This is a genomic window from Streptomyces sp. NPDC060049 (assembly GCF_042736715.1).
GTDB lineage: Bacteria > Actinomycetota > Actinomycetes > Streptomycetales > Streptomycetaceae > Streptomyces.
Window position 1 is genome coordinate 235,081 of sequence record NZ_JBHWVV010000003.1, and the last position, 21,202, is coordinate 256,282.

At 72.1% G+C, this 21,202-nt stretch carries 15 protein-coding genes; 14 read left to right on the forward strand and 1 reads right to left on the reverse strand.

The genetic code is table 11. The features are described 5' to 3' along the window. Positions 1 to 371: 371 nt before the first annotated feature. From ACFWBY_RS06350 to ACFWBY_RS06405, 12 genes are all read left to right on the forward strand, one after another. On the forward strand, positions 372 to 956 hold the full coding sequence (locus ACFWBY_RS06350) for a cysteine hydrolase family protein (RefSeq protein WP_385341579.1): 585 nt from the start codon (positions 372 to 374) through the stop codon (positions 954 to 956). A gap of 43 nt (positions 957 to 999) precedes the next feature. Then, positions 1,000 to 2,025, forward strand: a complete 1,026-nt coding sequence (gene hypE / locus ACFWBY_RS06355; RefSeq protein WP_214948524.1) for a hydrogenase expression/formation protein HypE — start codon at positions 1,000 to 1,002, stop codon at positions 2,023 to 2,025. 20 nt (positions 2,026 to 2,045) lie between these two features. Further along, entirely contained in the window at positions 2,046 to 4,415 is a 2,370-nt protein-coding gene (hypF, locus tag ACFWBY_RS06360) for a carbamoyltransferase HypF (RefSeq protein ID WP_385341581.1), read from the forward strand. A gap of 4 nt (positions 4,416 to 4,419) precedes the next feature. Beyond that, the gene (locus ACFWBY_RS06365; RefSeq protein ID WP_385341583.1) at positions 4,420 to 5,754 is read left to right on the forward strand and encodes a diaminobutyrate--2-oxoglutarate transaminase family protein; all 1,335 of its coding nucleotides are present in this window, start codon (positions 4,420 to 4,422) and stop codon (positions 5,752 to 5,754) included. A gap of 74 nt (positions 5,755 to 5,828) precedes the next feature. Beyond that, positions 5,829 to 6,536 (forward strand): hypothetical protein, encoded by a 708-nt coding sequence (locus ACFWBY_RS06370; RefSeq protein WP_385341584.1) that lies wholly within the window; start codon positions 5,829 to 5,831, stop codon positions 6,534 to 6,536. Then, positions 6,523 to 7,893, forward strand: coding sequence for an MFS transporter (locus ACFWBY_RS06375; protein WP_385341586.1), 1,371 nt, complete (start codon positions 6,523 to 6,525; stop codon positions 7,891 to 7,893). The genes ACFWBY_RS06370 and ACFWBY_RS06375 overlap by 14 nt, the downstream gene beginning before the upstream one ends. A 10-nt stretch (positions 7,894 to 7,903) precedes the next feature. After that, complete coding sequence (locus tag ACFWBY_RS06380) at positions 7,904 to 9,232, forward strand: amidohydrolase (RefSeq protein ID WP_385341588.1); 1,329 nt, start codon at positions 7,904 to 7,906, stop codon at positions 9,230 to 9,232. Next, positions 9,229 to 10,500, forward strand: coding sequence for an acetyl-CoA carboxylase biotin carboxylase subunit family protein (locus tag ACFWBY_RS06385; RefSeq protein ID WP_385341590.1), 1,272 nt, complete (start codon positions 9,229 to 9,231; stop codon positions 10,498 to 10,500). Before ACFWBY_RS06380 ends, ACFWBY_RS06385 begins: the two co-directional genes overlap by 4 nt. A gap of 110 nt (positions 10,501 to 10,610) precedes the next feature. Further along, positions 10,611 to 13,223 carry an ATP-grasp domain-containing protein gene (locus tag ACFWBY_RS06390; RefSeq protein ID WP_385341593.1) on the forward strand — a complete coding sequence of 871 codons (2,613 nt, stop codon included), beginning with the start codon at positions 10,611 to 10,613 and terminating at the stop codon, positions 13,221 to 13,223. Then, positions 13,220 to 14,560, forward strand: coding sequence for an MFS transporter (locus ACFWBY_RS06395; RefSeq protein WP_385341596.1), 1,341 nt, complete (start codon positions 13,220 to 13,222; stop codon positions 14,558 to 14,560). The genes ACFWBY_RS06390 and ACFWBY_RS06395 overlap by 4 nt, the downstream gene beginning before the upstream one ends. Beyond that, positions 14,557 to 15,822 (forward strand): PLP-dependent aminotransferase family protein, encoded by a 1,266-nt coding sequence (locus ACFWBY_RS06400; protein ID WP_385341598.1) that lies wholly within the window; start codon positions 14,557 to 14,559, stop codon positions 15,820 to 15,822. Before ACFWBY_RS06395 ends, ACFWBY_RS06400 begins: the two co-directional genes overlap by 4 nt. A 158-nt stretch (positions 15,823 to 15,980) precedes the next feature. Further along, complete coding sequence (locus ACFWBY_RS06405; protein WP_385341601.1) at positions 15,981 to 16,355, forward strand: nuclear transport factor 2 family protein; 375 nt, start codon at positions 15,981 to 15,983, stop codon at positions 16,353 to 16,355. A gap of 126 nt (positions 16,356 to 16,481) precedes the next feature. Here ACFWBY_RS06405 and ACFWBY_RS06410 read toward each other — a convergent pair whose 3' ends face one another. Continuing rightward, positions 16,482 to 17,018: a DUF937 domain-containing protein gene (locus tag ACFWBY_RS06410; protein WP_385343777.1), complete on the reverse strand. Its 537-nt coding sequence runs from the start codon at positions 17,016 to 17,018 to the stop codon at positions 16,482 to 16,484. 322 nt (positions 17,019 to 17,340) lie between these two features. On the opposite strand from ACFWBY_RS06410, the gene ACFWBY_RS06415 reads away from it, so the two are divergent. Both ACFWBY_RS06415 and ACFWBY_RS06420 read left to right on the forward strand, forming a co-directional pair. Further along, a complete protein-coding gene (locus ACFWBY_RS06415; RefSeq protein ID WP_385343780.1) occupies positions 17,341 to 19,584 on the forward strand; it encodes an ATP-dependent RecD-like DNA helicase in 2,244 nt (747 codons plus the stop codon). Between the two features lie 182 nt (positions 19,585 to 19,766). Further along, positions 19,767 to 21,056: a citrate synthase gene (locus ACFWBY_RS06420; RefSeq protein ID WP_385343783.1), complete on the forward strand. Its 1,290-nt coding sequence runs from the start codon at positions 19,767 to 19,769 to the stop codon at positions 21,054 to 21,056. Positions 21,057 to 21,202: the final 146 nt, after the last annotated feature.

The following is a 21,202-nucleotide window of genomic DNA, read 5'->3' on the forward strand; positions in this document are numbered from 1 at the left end:
GCACCGCACCGCACCGCACCGCACCGCACCGCACCGCACCGCACCGCACCGCACCGCACCGCACCGCACCGCACCGCACCGCACCGCACCGCACCACCTGAACGTACGAGCACGCCCTCGCGCCGCCCTCGCAGCGCACTCGCACCGCACCTGACGCGCCTCAGAGCGCCCCTCCCCGCCGTCGGCGCCCCATCGGGGCCGCCCGGCACGGTGTCACCGTTCACGCCCCGCCACCGGCGGGCGGACCTCCCCTCCTGAAGACGGGCAGCGGCCCCACGGCCGCGCGGCGCCCGCACACACCCCGGCAGAGCGTGCTCCGGCGCGCCGCGAGCCGGGTCCATCCGACGCACCAGTCACCGAAGGGCACAGCCATGTCCAAGATCGCCGTCCTCACCAACGACCTCCAGTACGAACTGGTCGAGAAGAACCCCGAGCGCGTCGCCGCCGTCGACGCCGCCACCCCGCACTTCACCGGCTTCCTCGACGAGATGCGCCGCCGCGGGCACCACATCTTCCACCTGCAGCTCGTCAACGACCCGGAGGACCCGAACGCCGAGCGCTACGACGGCTACCTCCCGGTCCAGCGCGGCACCCACGGCGCCGACATCATCGAGGCGTTCCTCGCCCCCGAGGACGTCGTCATGGAGAAGAGCAAGGACTCGGGCTTCTACGAGACCGACCTGCACGACCGCCTCCAGGCCCTCGGCGTGGACACCGTCCTGATCACCGGCATGCAGACGCAGATCTGCGTCCAGACCACCGCCGCCGACGCCTTCTTCCGCGGCTACAACATCTGGGTCCCGACCGACTGCGTCGTCTCGGCCCGCCTCGACGACAAGCAGCGCGCCCTGGACTGGCTCGAGGGCTACTGCGCCACCGTGACCGACTCCGACGAGGTCCTGCGCGTCCTCGACGCCGAGGGCGGCCTGCCCCGCAAGAACATCAAGACCCCGTGACCGCGCCCCTCCCGGCGAAGCCCCTCTCCGCAAAGGAACCGGCATGACCACGAGCGTGGACCCCACCCAGTACATCGTTCTCGACCACGGCACCGGCGCGAAGCTGAGCCAGGACCTGGTGCAGCTCATCGCGCAGACCCTCGGCGACGTGTACGTCGGCATCATGGAGGACAGCGCGGTCCTCAAGATCGAGGGCGACCGCATCGCGATGACCACCGACTCCTTCGTGATCGACCCGCCGTTCTTCGGCAACGGGGACATCGGGAAGATCGCGGTCTGCGGCACCGTCAACGACCTGGCCGTGGCCGGCGCCCGGCCCAAGTACCTCACCCTCGGCATGATCCTGGAGACCGGGCTTCCCATACCCCGGCTGGTCCAGGTCCTGGAGTCGATCCGCGACACCGCCCGCGAGGCCGGCGTTCAGATCGTCGGCGGCGACACCAAGGTCGTCCGCAAGGGCGAGGCCGACCAGATCTACCTCAACACCGCGGGCGTCGGAGTCTTCGAGCGCGAGCCGCTCACCATGACCGACGTGCGCCCCGGCGACCGGGTGATCCTCAGCGGCCCCATCGGCAACCACACCGTCCACCTGCTCTCCATCCGCGAGGGCCTCGGCTTCGAACAGCGCGTGGACAGCGACTGCGCTCCGCTCAACGGCCTGGTCGACACGCTGCTCTCCAACGTCCCCGCCGGCGCCGTCCGCTCGATGCGCGACGTCACCCGCGGCGGCCTGACGGCCGTGCTCCACGAGTACGCCCACAAGCTCGGCCGCACCATCAGGGTCGCCCAGGACGACCTGCCCATCCAGCACGAGACCGCGATGGCCGCCGACATGCTGGGCATCAACCCCCTCCACTGCGCCAACGAGGGCTGCCTGGCGATCTTCGTGGACCCGGCCGCGGAGGCCGACGTACTGGCCGCCCTGCACTCCACCCCCTACGGCAAGCACGCCGTCGCCATCGGCGAGATCGCCGAGGACACCGAGGGCCTGGTGCTGCTGCGCGACAAGGAGGGTCGCGAGACCCAGCTGGAAGAACTGCTCGGCGCCGAACTGCCCCGGCTCTGCTGAGAAGGACCGAGGAGACCGCCATGAGCACCGAGCAGACCGCAGAGCCCGCAGTGGGGGCAGAGGAGTGGCGCATCCGCGTCACCGGCGTGGTCCAGGGCGTCGGCTACCGGCCGTTCGTCTACAAGCTGGCCCGTGAACTCGGCCTCTCCGGCTGGGTTCGCAACGACCCCGAGGGCGTGCTGGTGGAGGCGTCCGGACCGGTCGCCGCCCTCACGGAGTTCGCGGCCGGCCTGAGCGGCCGCGCCCCCGAACTCGCCCGGGTGGACGACGTACGTCCCACCCGGGGCCTGGCTCCGGGGAGCGTGCCCCCCGGCCCGTTCACCATCGTGCACAGCGAGCACACCGGAGCCCGGTCCGCACTGCTCCCGGCGGACACCCACGTGTGTGGCGACTGCCAGGCGGAACTTCGGGACCCGAAGGACCGCCGGCACCGCTACCCCTTCATCAACTGCACCAACTGCGGGCCCAGGTACTCCATCATCCAGGACCTGCCGTACGACCGTCCGATGACCACCATGGCCACCTTCACCATGTGCGCGGACTGCAAGAACGAGTACGAAGACCCCATGGACCGGCGCTACCACGCGCAGCCCAACGCGTGCCCGGAGTGCGGCCCCCGGCTGCTGCTCCAGGACCGCGAGGGGAACACGGCCGAAGGGGACGAGGCACTCGTCAGGGCCGCCCGGGTCCTGGCGGACGGCGGGATCGCGGCGATCAAGAGCGTCGGCGGCTTCCACCTCGCGGTGGACGCGACCAACGCGGAGGCCGTGGCCCTGCTGCGCGGCCGCAAGCGCCGCGACTCCAAGCCGTTCGCGGTGATGGTCCGCGACCTGGCCACGGCGCAGCGCCTGGTGGAGCTCTCCGAGGAGGAGATCGACATCCTGCGCTCGCCGGCCCGGCCGATCCTCCTGGCGCGCAAGCGCCCCGGCTCCCTCCCGGAGTCGGTGGCGCCCCGCAACCCCAACCTGGGGATCATGCTGCCGTCGGCACCGCACCACCACCTGCTGCTGGACGAGCCCGGCCTCGAAGCCCTCGTCGCCACCAGCGGCAACATCTCCGGCTACCCCATCGCCTACCGCAACGAGGAAGCGCTGGAGCAGCTCTTCGAGATCGCGGACGTCATCCTCTACCACGACCGCGACATCGAGATCCGCGTGGACGACTCGGTGGTCCGCCTCTCGGACCACCCCGAACTCGACAAGCCGCTCCTCCAGTTCATCCGGCGGGCCCGCGGCTACGCGCCCTACCCGGTGGACGTCGGCCGCGAGGTGGCCCCGGTGGTCGCCCTCGGAGCCGAACTGAAGACGACCGTCGCCCTCACCAACGGGTCCCAGGTCTTCCTCAGCCAGCACATCGGCGACCTCAAGAACGACGAGACCTTCGCCGCGCACCACCGCACCGCCCGGCACCTGGCGCAGCTCTACGCGCTGAAGCCGGAGATCACCGCGCACGACATGCACCCGCAGTTCCGCTCCACCCGCGCCGCCCTCGACGACGACGGCACAGGCCCGGCCCTGCCCACCGTCGAGGTACAGCACCACCACGCGCACATGGCCTCCTGCATGGCGGAGAACCACGTGAGCGGCACGACCCTCGGCGTCATCTTCGACGGCTTCGGCTACGGCGAGGACGGCACGGTCTGGGGCGGGGAGTTCCTCCTCGGGGACTTCGCCTCCTACCGCCGGGTCGGCCGGCTGCGCAGGCTGCCGCTCATCGGCGGGGACCAGGCCGTGCGCGAACCCATCCGCACGGGATACGCGCTCGCCCTGGACGCCTTCGACGGCGACCCGGACCTGGCCCTGGCGGGGTTCCCCGCCCTCGCCGACCTCGACGGGCAACGGCGCCAGGTCTTCGCCAGGATGGCCGCCCGCGGCATCAACTCCCCGCCGACCTCCAGCATGGGCCGGCTCTTCGACGGGGCCGCCGCCCTGGCCGGAGTGTGCTCCAAGGCCGAGTACGAGGCACAGGGCCCGATCGAGCTGGAAGGCCTGCTGGGCCGCGACGCCGCCCGCGAGGTGGCGCCCGACTACCGCTTCGGGGCCTACGAGGCGGACGGCCTGACCGAGGTCGACCCGCGGCCCGTCATCCGGGCCATGGCCGCCGACGTCGCCGCCGGGCTCCCCACGGAGCGGATCAGCCGCAGGTTCCACACGGCCGTCGTCGAGATGGTCCGGGAACGCTGCAAGGCCCTGCGGGAGGAGACCGGGGTCAACCAGGTCGCCCTCTCCGGAGGCGTGTTCCTCAACGAATTCCTGCTGCTCAACTGTCTGACCGGGCTGACCGCCGACGGTTTCGACACCTACGTCCAGCGGCTCGTCCCGACCAACGACGGGGGGATCGCCCTCGGCCAGGTCATGGTCGCCGACGCCCGCTCACACCTGAGGAAGTGAAGACGTGACCACCCTCACGCCGGACGACATGTACACCTTCGTCAAGGACCGCGAGTCGGGCGCCAGGACCTACGCCAACGCCTTCGGCCAGATCCTCACCGAGGGCCGCGGCGCGCGGATCCGCGACGGACACGGCCGCGAGTACCTGGACTGCCTCGCGGCGGCGGGCACCCTCGCCCTGGGGCACAACCACCCCGAGGTGCTGCGCGCGGTGGCGCAGTACCTCGCCTCCGGTCAGGTCCAGCAGGCGCTGGACCTGACCACCCCCGCCAAGTACGAGTACCTCCACGCCCTGTACGCACGGCTGCCGGGCACCATGTCCGACCACTTCAAGACGCAGTTCTGCGGGCCGGCGGGCACCGACGCCACCGAGGCGGCCATCAAGCTCTTCAAGACCGCCACCGGCCGCCGGACCGTGATGTCCTTCCACGGCGCCTACCACGGGATGACGGCGGGCGCGCTCGCCCTCACCGGCAACCTGGGCGCCAAGGAGTCCGTGCCCTCCCTCATGCCGGACGTCCACCACCTGCCCTACCCGTACGACTACCGGTGCCCGTTCGGGATCGGCGGGGAGCAGGGCGTCCAGGCCGGCCTGACCTACCTGGAGCGCCTGCTCACCGACCCGGAGAGCGGCATCACCAAGCCGGCCGCCATCTTCGTCGAGGCGGTCCAGGGCGAGGGCGGGGTCATCCCCGCACCGCCGGCCTGGCTGCGGGGGCTGCGCGAGATCACCGCCCGGCTGGACATCCCGCTGGTCCTCGACGAGATCCAGGCGGGCTTCGGGCGCACCGGCACCATGTGGGCCTTCGAGGAGTCCGGGATCGAGCCGGACGCCGTCCTGGTGTCCAAGGCGGCCGGCGGCGGCTTCCCGCTGTCGATGCTGCTCTACCACGGCAAGTACGACTCCTGGTCTCCCGGCGCCCACGCGGGCACCTTCCGCGGCAACCAGATCGCCCTGGTCGCGGGACTCGCCGCGATGCGGGTCACGGAAGCCGAGGGCCTGATCGAAAAGGCCGCCGCCAAGGGCGAGTTGATCGCCGAACTGCTGGGCCGGCTGGCTGCGGGCCACCCCGAGATCGGGCAGGTGCGCGGCCGGGGCCTGATGTGGGGCATCGAGATCGTCGACCCGCTCGGCCAGGCCGACGCGCTCGGCACGCTGCCCGCCGACGGAGCCCGCGCCAAGCGCCTCAAGCGGGCCTGCCTGGACCACGGACTGCTGCTGGAGAGCGGCGGCCGCCACGGCGCCGTGCTCCGCCTCCTGCCGCCACTGATCATCACCGAGGACGAGATCCACGAGATGGCGGCGGCCCTGGAGAAAGCTCTGATCGACTGCGCCTGAACCGCAACGGCCGGTTCGGCACGGAAGAGCACGGATCCGCGAGCGACGGATCCACGAACGCGAGGACAGGGAACATGACCACGGGAACGAGCAGCGGTCAGTGGCGGGTCGACTTCGACGCGGAGGTCGTCTTCAGCAACGGCGGCGCCTTGCAGACCCAGGGATTCCGGCTGGACATCCCCGGTGACGACATCGGCGACGGCGAACTGGGCGAACTGCTGGTGCGCCACCTCGGACTGCTGATGGTCGGCAGTACGAAGATCACGCGCCGGGAGCTGATCCAGGAGCCCCACAAGGGCTCCCGCAACACCGTCGCCCCCGGCGCGGGCCGCCGCACCGTCGACCTGACCGGCCCCGCGACCAAGCCCGCCTGGCCCGGGGCACCCGGCGGCGCACCGGGCCTGGCCGGCCTGGTGGACCTGCCCGTGGTCCTGCTGCGGCTGCTCGGAGCAGGGCAGCCGGTCGCCGACCGGCTCGCGCTGGCCCCCTTCGACCTCGCCGGACACGCGGTGGTGGTGCAGACGGGCCGCGCGGCCGGCCCGTACCTCACCGAGGACGCGGTGGCCCTGCTCGCCGCACAGGGCGCGGCCCTCGTGGCCACCGACAGCCGCCACGGCGAGGGACCCGCGGCCCGGGCACTGGCAGCCGCCGGCCTGCCCGCCCTCACGGGCCTGACCGGCCTGGAGGCGCTCCCGGCGACCGGGGCCCGGCTGCACGCCGTGCCGTTCCCCGGCGACCACACATTGATCAGGGTCTACGGAGTGACAGATGACCAGCACTAAGCAAGCCGGCGTCCCGGCGGCCGGCGCGGTGGGCACCACCGCGCCGGGCCGGCGCCCCCGCAGGGAACTGGCCGCGGCCACCGTCGGCTCCGTCGTCGAGGCCTATGACTGGACCATCTACGGCATCCTCGCCCCCTACTTCGCCGAGGCCCTCTTCCCCGGCTCCTCGCCCACCGCCAAACTCATCGCCGCCTACCTCGGCTTCGCCCTGGGCTTCCTGGTCCGGCCCCTGGGCAGCGTGCTCATCGGCCGCCTCACCGACACCCGCGGCCGGCGCTACGGACTGACCCTCACCGTCGGCCTCATCGCGGCCGGCTCCCTGTTCCTGGCGGTCATACCGGGCTACGCCTCCATCGGCCTGGCCGCTCCGCTCCTGGTGGTCGGCGCCCGGCTGGTGCAGGGCCTCTCGGTGGGAGCGGAGAACCCGAGCGTGGCCGCGTACGTCACCGAGACCGCCCCCGCCGGACGCCGCTACTTCTACAGCGCCGTCTCCTACGGGGGAGTGGTCCTGGGCAGCGCCCTGTCCTTCATCGTCATGAACGTCCTGCTCGGGGTGTTCGGGGAGGGCGGGGTCGAGGACGGCGGCTGGCGCTTCGGCTTCGTCTTCGGCGGACTGCTCGGCCTCACCGCCCTGTGGATCCGGCGCGGCGCGGCGGAGAGCGCCGTCTTCACGGCCGCCGCCCGCGACTCCGGGCACACCCCCGTGGCTCCGGTCGGCGCGGCGGCCCCTCCCGCCGCCGCGAAGGCACCGAGCCCCTGGCCCGTCCTGAAGTCCCATCTCGGCCGTCTCGCCGTGGTCTTCGCCATCACCTCCGGCGCCACCACCGCCTTCTACTTCGTCACCGTCGACTTCCCCTCCTACGCGGACAGCGTCGGCGCCGCCACCAAGGAGGAGACCTCCGCGGCCCTGCTCCTCGGCATGGTGGCCCTGCTCGTCACGATGCTCGGCGGCGGCAAGGCAGCCGACCGGTTCGGCGCGCTGCCCGTCCTGCGCACCGGATTCGCCGGGCTCGCCCTGGGCACCGTGCCGCTGCTGGCGGCCATGGAGTCCGGCCGGGTGCCCGTCCAGCTCGTCACCGTGGTCCTGCTCTTCCTGCTGGGCCTGCCGCTCGCCGTGAGCAACGTCTTCGCCGGGCAGCTGTTCCCGCCGGCCGTGCGCGCCGTGGCGGTGGGTCTGCCCACCGCGGCCGCGATCAGCCTCTTCGGCGGCACCTTCCCGATGCTCGCGGAGCTGCTGCGGTCGGCGGGACTGGGCGGGTGGCTTCCGTGGTGGCCCGCACTGACCGCCGCGGCGGCGCTGGCCGCCTCATGGGGTGTACGCGAGCACCCCATGTCCTCCGTAACCCCTCATGCCTGAGAAGGACGACATGACTGCACTGCTCGAAGGTCTCGACTCACTGCTGCCGGCCCTGGAGGCCGACTACCGCGAACTGCACGCCCACCCCGAACTCGCCTTCCAGGAGAAGCGGACCGCCGCCCTCGTCGCCGAGCGGCTCGCCGCACAGGGCGGCTGGGAGATCACCACCGGCGTCGGCCGCACCGGCGTGGTCGCGGTCCTGCGCGGCGGCGAGGGCCCCGTGGTGATGCTGCGCGCCGACATGGACGCGCTGCCCGTCAAGGAGGCCACCGGACTGCCGTACGCGAGCACGGAGACCGCCACCGACGAGACGGGCGCCGAGGTCCCCGTGATGCACGCCTGCGGTCACGATCTGCACGTGGCCGCCCTGATCGGGGCCTGCGACCTGTTCGCCCGCAACAGGGACGCCTGGCGGGGCACCGTCGTCGCGGTGTTCCAGCCGGGTGAGGAGAGCGGCTACGGCGCCCGGGCGATGGTCGACGACGGCCTCTTCGAGCGCTTCCCGCGCCCCGACGTGATCCTCGGCTCGCACGTCGGACCGGGCCCGGCCGGGCTCATCGCCACCTGCCCCGGCACGGTCATGGGCGCCACCGACTCCATCACGGTCAAGCTCTTCGGGCGCGGCGGCCACGGCTCCAAGCCCGAGGCGGCGGTGGACCCCGTGGTCATGGCGGCCTCGCTGGTCCTGCGGCTCCAGACGGTCGTCTCCCGCGAGATCGCCGCCCAGGAACCGGTGGTGCTCACCGTCGGCAAGCTGCAGGCCGGCACCACCGCCGCGGTCATACCCGACACCGCCGAGCTCGGCATCAACGTCCGCACCAGCTCCGCGCCGGTCCGCGAGAAGGTCATCGCGGCCATCGAGCGCCTCGCGCGCGCCGAATCGGCGGCCGCCGGCGCGACGGCCGACCCGGAGATCACCTCCGTCTACCACCTGCCGATGACGGTCAACGACCCGGCGAGCGCCGAGCGCGTCGCCCAGGCCCACCGCGACCACTTCGGGGCCGGCGCCGTGATGACCATGGGGCCGACCACCGCCAGCGAGGACTTCGGCCTCCTCGCCACCGCGGCCCAAGTTCCCTCTGTGTACTGGTTCTACGGCGGCCTCGACCAGCAGGCGTTCGGGGAGGCCTTCGCGGCCGGCCGGCTGGAGGACCTCCCGCAGAACCACTCGTCCACCTTCGCGCCCGTCGCCGGGCCCGCGCTGTCCGTGGGCGTCCGCACGATGGCGACGGCGGCCCTGCCCTGGCTCGCCGCCGGAGCCGCGGACGCGACCGGCGCCGCCGGCGCGGTCGACGGAGCCGGCCCGGACGCGGCGGGAGAGGAGGGCGAGCGCGCGTGAACGGCGACCGCCCCCACATCCTCGTCCTGCACCGCTGGCGGGACACCCACGCCCACTACACCGACTACCTCGACCACGGATCCGCCCACGTCACCTACGTGAGCACCGAGCTCGGCCGCGCCTCGCTGCCGCCCGCCGCCGCGGCGGTGACCACCGTGGGCCTCACCGACGACCTGCCCGCCGTCCGCGCGGCCGTCACGGCACTCGTCGCCCGCTTCGGCACCCCGGCGCGGCTGGTCGCCCTCAACGAGGGGGACCTCGACACGGCCGCGCTGATCCGCGAGGAGTTCGCGATCCCCGGCCAGACCACCGCCGAACTGGCCGTCTTCCGCGACAAGCTGACGATGTGCCGCACCGCGGCGGCGGCCGGCCTGCCCGTACCGGCTTTCGCCCCGGCGCCCGACCGGGCCGCCGTGCTCGCCTTCGGCGAAGCCCACGGCTGGCCGCTGGTCGTCAAGCCGCACCGCGGCACCGCCAGCCGGGGGGTCGTCCGGGTGGACTCCGCCGCGGAGGTCGCCGCCGTCCCGGGACTGGCCGCCGCGCTGGCCGGCGAGCCGTACCTCGTGCAGAGCTACGTCGACGGGCCGATCCTGCACATCGACGGCCTGTGGGAGGGCGACTCGCTGGGCAGCTGGACGGTCTCGCGCTACGTCGGCGGCACCTGCGCCGACTTCACCCAGGGCACCTGGCTCGGCTCCGTCGAGGAGGACGACCCGGCGCTGCTGGAGGCGACGGAGGCCTTCGCCGCGGCCGTGGGCGCGGCCCTCGGCGGCTCCCGGCCGTGGGTCTTCCACCTGGAGGCCTTCGTCACCCGGGCCGCCGACGGCGGGCCCGCGCTGGTCTTCCTCGAATGCGGGGCCCGGGTGGGCGGCGGCGAGATCCCCTTCACCTGGCGCGACGTCCACGGCGTCGACCTGATGGCCGCCGCCGTCGACATCCAGCTGGGTCTGACCCCGGTCCTGCCTCCCCTGAAGACCGGCGAGGTCGGCGGCTACCTGCTGCTGCCGCTGCCGGTCCCCGCCCCCTGCCGGGTGGAAGCCGCCGGCTGGGCGGCGGCGCCGCCCGAGCCCGCCCGCCTCCCGTACGCCGTCCTGCACACCCCGGTCGGCGCGGTGGCCCCCGCGATCAGCGGCTACGAGCACGTGGGCACCCGTTTCCGCTTCCGGGGCCCCTCCACCCGCGAGGTCGAGGCGGCCATCACCGAAGCCGCGAACGGTTTCCGGCTGACCTGCGTACCGGCCGCGGAGCCGCCCGCCCCGCAGAACTGACACACGACGCGCCGCGCGGAACAGCCCGCGGCGCGTCCCTCCCCGCACCCCCTGTCTTGCCGGGGCCAAGGCACCACGCCCCGCACCGAAAGGAACCCACCGTGGTCTTCATGAGCACCGAACGCCGACGCGTCATCCTCGTCGGCAGCCGCATACGCCAGTACCGCGAATACGCCCTGGCCTCCCTCGCCCGGCACTACGAGGTGACGCTCGTCGCGCCGGAGGCGCCCACCTGGCAGTCCCGCTACGTGGAGACCCACCGGATCGCCGACACCACCGACGCGGCCAAGCTGTACGCACCCGTCGCCGACCTGCGGGGCGAGGTCGCGGACGCCGCGATCGTCACCTGGGACGAGTGGTCGCTGGTCGCCGTCTCCTCGGTCGCCAAGAAGCTGGGCATGCGGGCCATGGACCCGGCCGCCGCCCGCGTCTGCCGGGACAAGTACGCCACCCGCCAGGCCCTGGAGGCGGCCGGCATGGCCGCCGTCCGCTACATCCCGGCCACCACCGAGGACGAGGCCGTCGCCGCGGCCGAGGCCATCGGCTTCCCCGTGGTCGTCAAGCCCCGCACCCTCGGCGGCAGCTTCGGCGTGATGATGGCCCGCGACGTGGACGGCCTGCGCAAGGCCTTCCGGCTCGCCTCCACCAGCCGCCTGCGCGGCGCCGGCACCACCGCCTCGGTACTGATCGAGGAGTTCGTCGAAGGCCCCGAACTCAGCGTGGACAGCGTCGTCGTGGACGGCGTCGCCACCCCCGTGGCCGTGGCCCGCAAGCGCCTGGGCGCCCACCCGTACTTCGAGGAGGTCGGCCACCTCGTCACCGACTGGCGCGACGAGCCGTGGGCCGGGGCCGTCACCGAACTGGTCCAGGGATCCCACCGCGCGGTCGGCGTCGACTTCGGCGTCACCCACACCGAACTGCGGGTCGCCGCGGACGGCCCGCGGCTGATCGAGCTCAACGGCCGCCTCGGCGGCGACCTCATCCCGCACTTGAACCACCTGGCCACGGGCGTGGACCTGCCGCTGGCCGCCGCCCGGATCGCCTTCGAGGAGATCCCCGACATCACCCCGACGCGTGCCAAGAGCGCCGAAGTCCGCTTCCTCTACCCGGCCTACGACGGAGCCGTCGACCGTGTCGTGCTGCCCGCCCCCGAGGACGTCGAGGACCTGGTCGAGGCGGTCGCGCTGGTGGAGCCCGGCGACGAGCTGCTGCTCCCGCCGCGCGGCCTGACCCCGCGCTCCGCCGCGCTCATCGCGGTGAGCGACACCCCCGCCAAGACCCGCCGCGCCCTGGACCGGGCCGAGGAGCTCTCCCGTACCGAGGTCTCCGGGGTCGCCGCGCACCGGCTGGGCGCCCGCGTGGAGAACGCCGTGACCCGCCGCTTCTTCGACCACGAGCGCACCGCCCGGCGGATGACCGTCTCCGGTGTCCGGGGCGTGGAGCGGTTCCGCACCGGCGCCGGCGGCGGCGAGGGCCTCAACCGTCCCGTCTTCCTCAGCGCGAGCGACGTCGCCACCCTGGAGCGCGACCTCGGCGGCCTCTTCGAGCTGCTGAAGGCGGTGCCCGCCCGGCTCTTCGACGGCGACCTGCGCGCCTTCGCCCGGGCCGTCGGAATGTCCCCGACCCAGGCCGACCTGGTCCTGCGCGGCTCCTCCGACGAACTCGCCCCGCTCTCCCGCGCCGATCTGTACCGCGAGACCGGCGGTTTCCGCGTCATGGAGCTCAACACGGGTTCCTCGCTCGGCGGCTGGCAGATGGGCGAGTTCGCACGGGCCCTGGTCCAGGACGAGGAGTTCGTGAAGTTCGCGGACGCCGAGGGCCTGGTCTACCCCGACCCGCTCGCCCGCATCACCGAGGTGCTCCGCCGCCAGGCACCCTCCCTGGAAGGAGTGGAGCGCCCGCTGCTCGCGATCACCGACTGGCCCGAGGGCTTCGAGAAGTCCAAGTGCTGGATGGATTTCGTCGTCCCCGCCTTCGAGCGGCTCGGTTTCGAGCCCGTCGTCTGCCACCTCGGCGACTTCACGTACGAGGCCGGCAACGTCCTGCACCGGGGCCGCAAGGTCGATGTGGTCTACCGGATGTTCCTGCCCGGTGAAATGCCGGACGAGCCCCGCACCTACGACCTCGTGAACCCCCTGCTGGACGCCGTCGAGGCGGGCGGCGTCGAGCTCTTCGCCCCGCTGGACTGCGAGCTGTACGGCAACAAGGGCAGCCTGGCCATGCTCAGTGACGAGCGCAACCGCGGTGTCTTCACCGAGGAGGAGCGCGAGCTGATCGACCGGATCCTGCCCTGGACCCGGTTCGTGCGCGACGAGAAGGTCACCTTCGACGGCGAGAAGATCGACCTGCTGCCCTACGCCATCGCCAACAAGGACCACCTGGTCCTCAAGCCCACCCTCCTCTACGGCGGCGTCGGCGTCACCCCCGGCTGGACCACCGACCAGAAGGAGTGGGTGGCCAAGCTCCGCCAGGCCACGGACGGCCCGTACGTCCTGCAGCACCGCCTGCTGCCGACCACCGAGCGCTTCCTCTCCGAGGACGGCGAGAGCTGCGAGGACATGGCCGTCGCCTACGGGACCCTGATGGTCGACGGACGGTACGCCGGCACCCTCGCCCGTGGCGTCACCGACCCGGCCGTGGGCATCGTCAGCATGCTGCGCGGCGCCCAGATCGGCTGTGCCTTCCACGTCGACCCGGCCGCCGGGGTGGTGGACGCGAAGTGACCGACATCGGGAACGGGGCCGCCGAGGCGCTGGAGGAGGCTCCGGCCGGCCCCCCGGCCGGCGCCGGCGGCTCCACGCTCTGGCGGGACCCGGAATTCCTCAAGTTCTGGTCCGGGGAGGCGATCTCACAGGTCGGGGCCCAGGTCACGACCCTGGCGCTGCCGCTCACCGCGGTCCTCACGCTCGACGCCAGCTCCTCCCAGGTGGGCTTCGTCAACGCGGCCTCCTACGCCCCGTTCCTGATGGTCACCCTCCTGGTCGGCGTGTGGGTCGACCGGGTGCGGCGCAGGCCGCTGATGATCATGGCCAACGTGGGGCGGGCACTGCTGGTCAGCGCGGTGCCGCTGCTGGCCGTGCTCGACCTGCTCCGCATCGAGTACGTCTACGTCGCCGCGCTGCTCGTCGGCACCCTGACGGTGGTCTTCGACGTCTCCTACCAGTCGTACTTACCGACCCTGGTCGGCAAGGAACACTTGGTGGAGGGCAACAGCAAGCTCCAGGGCACCAGTTCGCTCGCCCAGATCGGCGGCCCCGGACTCGCCGGCCTGCTCGTCGGCTGGGTCACCGCCCCCTACGCGCTGCTGATCAACGGGATCTCGTACCTGGTGTCCGTGCTCACCCTGCTCGCGGTACGGCGCGCCGAACCGGCGCCGGTGCCCCAGCAGGAGCGGACCGGCATCCGGACGAGCATCAACCAGGGCGTCCGCATCATCTGGGACAGCGCCCACCTGCGGGCCTGCGCCCTCCAGTCCGGGCTGTACAACCTGTGCTGGATGTCGCTCCAGACCGTCTTCGTGCTGTACGCGGCCCGCACGCTCGGCATCTCGCCCGGCGGCATCGGCCTGCTGCTCGGCACCGGCGCGGTCGGCTCCCTGGTCGGCTCGATGTTCGCGCAGTGGCTCAAGCGCAGGATCGGGCTCGGCCCGGCCATCCTGGCGGCCTTGCTGCTGTGCTGCCTGGCCCCCGCCGCCATCCCGGCCGCTCCGGCGAACGGCGGCGCGCTCTCGCTCGCCCTGTTCGTCGCAGCCTTCGCGCTGATCGGCGCCGGCGGCACCATCGCCAACATCCACATCATCAGCCTGCGCCAGTCCATGACCCCGGACCACCTGCTGGGCCGGATGAACGCCGGCTACCGGTTCGTCTCCTGGGGCACCCTCCCGCTCGGCGCCCTGCTGGGCGGCTGGCTCGGTGACCTCATCGGGCTGCGGGAGACCTTGTTCGTCACGGCCGCGGTCTTCCTGACCGCGGTCCTGGTGGTCCTGAAATCGCCGGTGTGGCGGCTGAAGGACTTCCCGGCGCAGATCGGCGCGCAGCCGAGGAAGGTGGAGGCAAGGTGACCCCCGTGACCCCGGTGACCCCGGTTCCGTCCGTGACCCCCGTGGCGCGGCCGGGCACGGCCGGCGGCGGCATCGAGAGCCTGCTCGCCCGCCGGACCGGCTGGGGCCGCTCCGACGCGGTGAGCCGGATCCTGGCGGCCGCCGCCGCGCCCGGTGTGCTCTCGATGGCCGGGGGCATCCCGGCACCCGACAGCTTCCCCGTGGCCCGGCTCGCCGAGGCCGCGGAGCGGCTGTTCGCCGGCTCCGCCGTGCGGGCGCTCCAGTACGCCCCCACCGACGGCATCGCCCCGATGCGCGAGGTGATCGCGGCGCGGGCCACCGCGACCGGCGCCCCCGTCACGCCCGACCGGGTGATGGTCACCGCCGGCAGCCAGCAGGGCCTGGACCTCGTCGCCCAGACCCTCATCGACGAGGGCGACGAGGTGGCACTGGACGACCCCAGCTACCTGGGCGCCGTCCAGGTCTTCCGGCGGGCCGGAGCCCTGCTGCTGCCGGTGCCGGGGGACGCGGACGGCATGCGCACCGACGTACTGGAGCAGCGTCTCGCCGCCGGTGCCCGGCCCAAGCTGGTCTACGTCGTACCGCACTTCCACAACCCGACCGGCGCGGTGCTCTCCGAGGAGCGGCGCCGCCACCTGGCCGCGCTGGCAGAGCGGTACGGCTTCCTGGTCGTCGAGGACGACCCGTACGGCGACCTCGCCTTCGAGGGCCGCCGACTGCCGTCCACGGACGTCCACAGCGACCGGGTCGTCCGTCTGATGAGCCTGTCCAAAACGGTCTGCCCGGGACTGCGCGTGGCCGGCCTGGTCGCCCCGGCCGGGCTGATCGGGGAGCTGATCGCCGCCAAGCAGTGCGGTGACCTGCAGACCAACACCTTCGGCCAGTACCTGCTCGTCGACCTGCTGGGAGACCCGGAGTTCCTGCCGGCCCACCTGGCCGGGCTGCGCACGCTCTACGGCGGGCGGGCGCGCGACATGGAGGCGCTGCTGCGCGAGCGCCTGCCCTGGCTGGACTTCGAGCGCCCGCGCGGCGGCCTCTTCTTCTGGTGCCGGCTGACCGACCCCCGCGTCGGCTCGGACGCGCTGTACGAGCACGCGCTGGCGCAGGGCGTGGCCATCGTGCCGGGTACTCCCTTCTGCATCGAGGAGGACGGCTCGCGCGTGCTGCGGCTGTCCTTCGCCTCCCTGGACGACGCGCAGCGCCAGGAAGGCGTCGCCCGCCTGGCCACGGCCTGGGAGAAGGCCCTGGCCGACGGCTCCTGACGACCGCCCCGCCTCCGGCGGGGGCCCATGGACGTTTCCGCACGCGCAGTACCCACGGGTGACCCCCGGCCGCACGACCCGCACCGCGTGACAACCCGCCCGGTGCGCATCCGCACAGTCCGCATCCCGCACTGTCCGCACCCTGAAGGAGCATGGCCGTGACAACCACGTCCCCCGCACCGGTGACCGCCGACTTCCTGGTGGCCCGGCTGTTCCAGGTGATCGACACCCGCTCGTGGGACCGGCTCGGCGAGGTCTTCTCGCCCGACGCCGTCTACGAGCGCCCCGGCTATCCGCCGCTGGAGGGCCTGGAGCGCATCCGCCGCTTCTACGAGCACGAACGCATCATCACCTCGGGCGCTCACGAGGTGAGTCAGGTGACCGGCGGGCTGGCCGCGGCCGCCTGCTGGGGGCGCTTCAGGGGAGCCGACAAGGACGGCACCGCCCTGGACGAGGCCTTCGCCGACACCTACCTCGTCCGCGACGGCAGGATCGAGCACCGCAAGACCTTCTTCTACCGTCCCGCGATCTGACGCAGGGCCGGGTGGGTCCGGCTCTGCGTCGGGTCCGGACCGCCGGGGGGCGGCCCGGACCACCGCGCCCGACCCGGCCCCGACGCTCGGGGCCGGGTCGGCCGCAGGGGTGAACGCGCGGCGGTACTACTTCCTGCCGCCGCCGAGGATCTGGCCCAGCAGGTCGCCGAGGCCGCCACCGGAGGACGCCGCTCCCGGGGCCGCGCCCGCCGCTCCCGGGGCCGCGCCCGCCCCGGCCTTGCTTGCGGCCGCGCGCTTGGCGAAGACGGCCAGCAGCACGGGGATGAGCATCTCGATGACGCGGGCCACGGTGGGCGCGGGAATGCCCGTCTTCTTGGAGACCGCGTTGGCCACGGGCTTGCTCACCTTGGCGAGCACCCCGGCCATCATCCCGCCGCCGAGCAGGCCGCCCAGGCCGCCGCCGAGGGTGGCCACGCCTTCCAGCGGGGGCTCGGCCACTTCGGCGAAGGCCTGGCGGACCTCGTTGCCGTCGTCGTCATCGGCGCCGGCCTTCTGGCGGAGGTCACCGGTCATCGCTCCGACCGTGGTCGCCACGGTGTCACGGGCGCCGTTCGCGTCGGTACCGAGGAGTCCGGCGATCTCGGTCAGCCGGTCGTCGCCGAGTTCGCTCAGCACGTCGTCCTGGATCGAAGGTTCGCTCATGCCGGAAACGCTACTTCTGAGGTGATTCACCGGCACCTCGGGTAGCGCCGGGATCACCCTTGGGTAATGGAGGAGTAAAGGTGTGGATCCGCGTGCAACCACGGGCGGTGGTCGCGGGTCGTATGGTGCGTCGGCACTTCCGGGGAGGGATCTGGGGGGATCGGGAAGTCCGACGAGGGAGGGGTAACCGTGAGGGGGTCCGGCCGGAAGGCCGGACCCCCTTTCGGTTCTCCGGAGCCTGGAAAGGACCGGCGCGGCGCCCGCCGGGGGGAGTTGTCCCCAGGTCCGCCGGGCTGTCGGCACCGGACGGTAGCGTCGTGCCATGACTACCAACGCGACGACGTCGTCGGCCGTGGTCGAAGGGGTGCTCGAGCGCATCACCTACGCCAACGAGGAGAGCGGGTACACGGTCGCCCGGGTCGACACCGGCCGCGGCGCCGGCGACCTGCTCACCGTCGTCGGGTCCCTCCTGGGGGCCCAGCCGGGCGAATCGCTGCGCATGGAGGGCCGTTGGGGCTCGCACCCGCAGTACGGCAAGCAGTTCACCGTCGAGAACTACTCCACGCTCCTTCCCGCGACCATCCAGGGCATCCGGCGCTACCTCGGATCCGGCCTGATCAAAGGCATCGGACCGAAGATCGCCGACCGGATCGTGGAGCACTTCGGCACCGACACCCTGGACGTCATCGAGGAGCAGCCGAAGCGGCTGATCGAGGTGCCCGGCCTCGGCCCCAAGCGGACCAAGCTGATCGGCGCAGCCTGGGAGGAGCAGAAGGCCATCAAGGAGGTCATGGTCTTCCTCCAGGGAGTGGGCGTCTCCACCTCCATCGCGGTGCGCATCTACAAGAAGTACGCCGACGCCTCCATCTCCGTGGTGAAGAACCAGCCCTACCGGCTCGCCGCCGACGTCTGGGGCATCGGCTTCCTCACCGCCGACCGCATCGCGCAGGCCGTCGGCATCCCGCACGACAGCCCGGAGCGGGTCAAGGCCGGCCTCCAGTACGCCCTGTCGCAGTCCACCGACCAGGGGCACTGCTTCCTGCCCGAGGACCGGCTCATCGCCGACGGGGTCAAGCTGCTCCAAGTGGACACCGGGCTGGTCATCGACTGCCTGGCGGAGCTCGCCGCCGACCCGGAGGGCGTCGTACGGGAACGGGTGCCCGATCCGCAGGGCGGCCCGGACCTCACCGCCGTGTACCTGGTGCCCTTCCACCGGGCCGAACTGTCACTGGTCGGCCAGGTGCGCCGGCTCCTCCACGCCGACGAGGACCGGATGCCCGCCTTCCAGGCCGTGGACTGGGACAAGGCCCTGGGCTGGCTGGCCGGACGGACCGGCGCCAAGCTGGCCCCCGGGCAGCGGGACGCCGTCCGCCTCGCCCTCACCCGCCGGGTCGCCGTCCTCACGGGCGGCCCCGGCTGCGGGAAGTCCTTCACCGTCCGCTCGATCGTGGAGCTGGCCCGTGCCAAGAAGGCCAAGGTGGTCCTCGCGGCCCCCACCGGCCGTGCGGCCAAACGGCTGGCCGAGCTCACGGGGGCCGAAGCCTCCACCGTGCACCGGCTCCTGGAACTCAAACCGGGCGGGGACGCGGCCTACGACCGGGAGCGGCCGCTCGACGCGGACCTGGTGGTCGTGGACGAGGCCTCGATGCTCGACCTGCTGCTGGCGAACAAGCTGGTCAAGGCGGTGGCGCCGGGCGCGCACCTGCTGCTCGTCGGGGACGTGGACCAACTGCCCTCGGTCGGCGCCGGCGAGGTGCTGCGCGATCTGCTCGCCGAGGGCGGACCGGTTCCCGCCGTCCGACTGACCACCATCTTCCGCCAGGCCCAGCAGTCCGGTGTGGTCACCAACGCGCACCGCATCAACACCGGTCTGCCGCCGATCACCGACGGGCTCCCCGACTTCTTCCTCTTTCCCGAAGAGGACACGGAGGAGGCGGGGAAGCTTGCCGTCGATGTCGCCGCACGACGAATTCCAGCCAGATTCGGGCTCGACCCGCGGCGCGACATCCAGGTCCTGGCACCCATGCACCGCGGCCCGGCCGGCGCCGGCAACCTCAACGCCCTGCTCCAGCAGGCCATCACCCCGGCCCGGCCGGACCTGCCCGAGAAGCGTTTCGGCGGCCGTGTCTTCCGAGTGGGTGACAAAGTCACCCAGATCAGGAACAACTACGAGAAGGGCGCCAACGGCGTCTTCAACGGCACGGTCGGCGTGGTCACGGGCCTGGACCTGGACGAACAGCGCCTGACGGTGTGCACGGACGAAGACGAGGAGGTGGCCTACGAGTTCGGCGAGCTCGACGAGCTCGCCCACGCGTACGCCGTGACCATCCACCGGTCCCAGGGAAGCGAATATCCAGCGGTCGTGATCCCGGTCACCACCGGCGCTTGGATGATGCTCCAGCGGAATCTGCTCTACACGGCGGTGACCAGGGCGAAGAAACTGGTCGTCCTGGTCGGGTCCCGCAAGGCTCTCGGCCAGGCGGTGCGTACCGTTTCCGCAGGCAGGAGGTACACAGCCGTGGCTCCCCGGCTCTCCGGACGCATACCGGTGGGAAACATCACCTAAATGATCGATCATTTGGGGTATCCGCCGCCGTGCGCAGCGGGCAGGATGAGCAGGCTGAAGGCACTCAGTGCCGTCAAAAACACCAAACCCCGACCCCGAGTGCACTCACCCGTGCCAAATGGGGGAAGGTAGAGGCAGTCAGGGCACCTCGAAGAAGAGGCACTACGTCGGTGAGGGATGACGTGAGCGACAACTCTGTAGTACTGCGGTACGCGGACGGTGAATACACCTACCCGGTGGTCGAAAGCACCGTGGGCGACCAGGGCTTCGACATTGCGAAGCTCCGGGCTCAGACCGGGCTGGTCACCCTGGACAGCGGCTACGGAAACACCGCCGCCTATAAGTCCGCCATTACCTACCTCGACGGTGAGCAGGGCATCCTGCGCTACCGCGGATACCCGATCGAGCAGCTGGCGGAGCGCTCGACCTTCATCGAGGTCGCCTACCTGCTGATCAACGGGGAGCTGCCGACCGTCGACCAGCTCGCGTCGTTCCGCAACGAGATCACCCAGCACACGCTGCTGCACGAGGACGTCAAGCGCTTCTACGACGGCTTCCCGCGTGACGCGCACCCGATGGCGATGCTGTCCTCCGTGGTCAGCGCCCTGTCGACGTTCTACCAGGACAGCCACAACCCCTTCGACGAGAAGCAGCGCAACCTCTCGACGATCCGGCTGCTGGCCAAGCTCCCGACGATCGCTGCGTACGCGTACAAGAAGTCGGTCGGCCACCCGGTGGTCTACCCGCGCAACGACCTCAGCTACGTCGAGAACTTCCTGCGCATGACCTTCTCCGTGCCGGCCCAGGAGTACGACCTGGACCCGGTCGTGGTCGCCGCGCTCGACAAGCTGCTGATCCTGCACGCGGACCACGAGCAGAACTGCTCCACCTCCACCGTGCGTCTGGTCGGCTCCTCGCAGGCGAACATGTTCGCCTCGATCTCCGCCGGCATCTCGGCCCTGTGGGGCCCGCTGCACGGTGGCGCCAACCAGTCCGTTCTGGAGATGCTCGAGGGCATCAAGAACGACGGCGGCGACGTCGACGCCTTCATCCGCAAGGTGAAGAACAAGGAAGACGGCGTCCGCCTCATGGGCTTCGGGCACCGCGTCTACAAGAGCTTCGACCCCCGGGCGAAGATCATCAAGGCGGCGGCGCACGATGTCCTCTCGGCGCTCGGCAAGGACGACGAGCTGCTCGACATCGCGCTCAAGCTGGAAGAGCACGCGCTGGCCGACGACTACTTCGTCGAGCGCAACCTCTACCCGAACGTCGACTTCTACACCGGCCTGATCTACCGGGCCATGGGCTTCCCGACCGAGATGTTCACCGTGCTCTTCGCGATCGGCCGCCTGCCCGGCTGGATCGCCCAGTGGCACGAGATGATCAAGGAGCCCGGCTCCCGCATCGGCCGCCCGCGCCAGATCTACACCGGCGAGGTCCTGCGCGACTTCGTCCCGGTCGAGGCCCGCTGACCCGAGGCTCTCGCCGCGGCGCCCCCCGGCGCCGCGGGAACGCGGCATCCGCGGTCCAAGGAAAAGCGCCCCGCCATCGATCCCCCCACGGGTCGAAGGTCGGGGCGCTTTCCTTACCCCGGAACGGATTCCCCCCACGGGACCCG

What these genes read in the sequence shown, in the direction of transcription:
- ACFWBY_RS06350 (WP_385341579.1), top strand. Translation starts at nt 372, where the DNA reads ATGTCCAAGATCGCCGTCCTCACCAACGACCTCCAGTACGAACTGGTC.
- hypE (WP_214948524.1), top strand. Translation starts at nt 1,000, where the DNA reads ATGACCACGAGCGTGGACCCCACCCAGTACATCGTTCTCGACCACGGC.
- hypF (WP_385341581.1), top strand. Translation starts at nt 2,046, where the DNA reads ATGAGCACCGAGCAGACCGCAGAGCCCGCAGTGGGGGCAGAGGAGTGG.
- ACFWBY_RS06370 (WP_385341584.1), top strand. Translation starts at nt 5,829, where the DNA reads ATGACCACGGGAACGAGCAGCGGTCAGTGGCGGGTCGACTTCGACGCG.
- ACFWBY_RS06375 (WP_385341586.1), top strand. Translation starts at nt 6,523, where the DNA reads ATGACCAGCACTAAGCAAGCCGGCGTCCCGGCGGCCGGCGCGGTGGGC.
- ACFWBY_RS06380 (WP_385341588.1), top strand. Translation starts at nt 7,904, where the DNA reads ATGACTGCACTGCTCGAAGGTCTCGACTCACTGCTGCCGGCCCTGGAG.
- ACFWBY_RS06390 (WP_385341593.1), top strand. Translation starts at nt 10,611, where the DNA reads ATGAGCACCGAACGCCGACGCGTCATCCTCGTCGGCAGCCGCATACGC.
- ACFWBY_RS06410 (WP_385343777.1), bottom strand. Translation starts at nt 17,018, where the DNA reads ATGAGCGAACCTTCGATCCAGGACGACGTGCTGAGCGAACTCGGCGAC.
- ACFWBY_RS06415 (WP_385343780.1), top strand. Translation starts at nt 17,341, where the DNA reads ATGACTACCAACGCGACGACGTCGTCGGCCGTGGTCGAAGGGGTGCTC.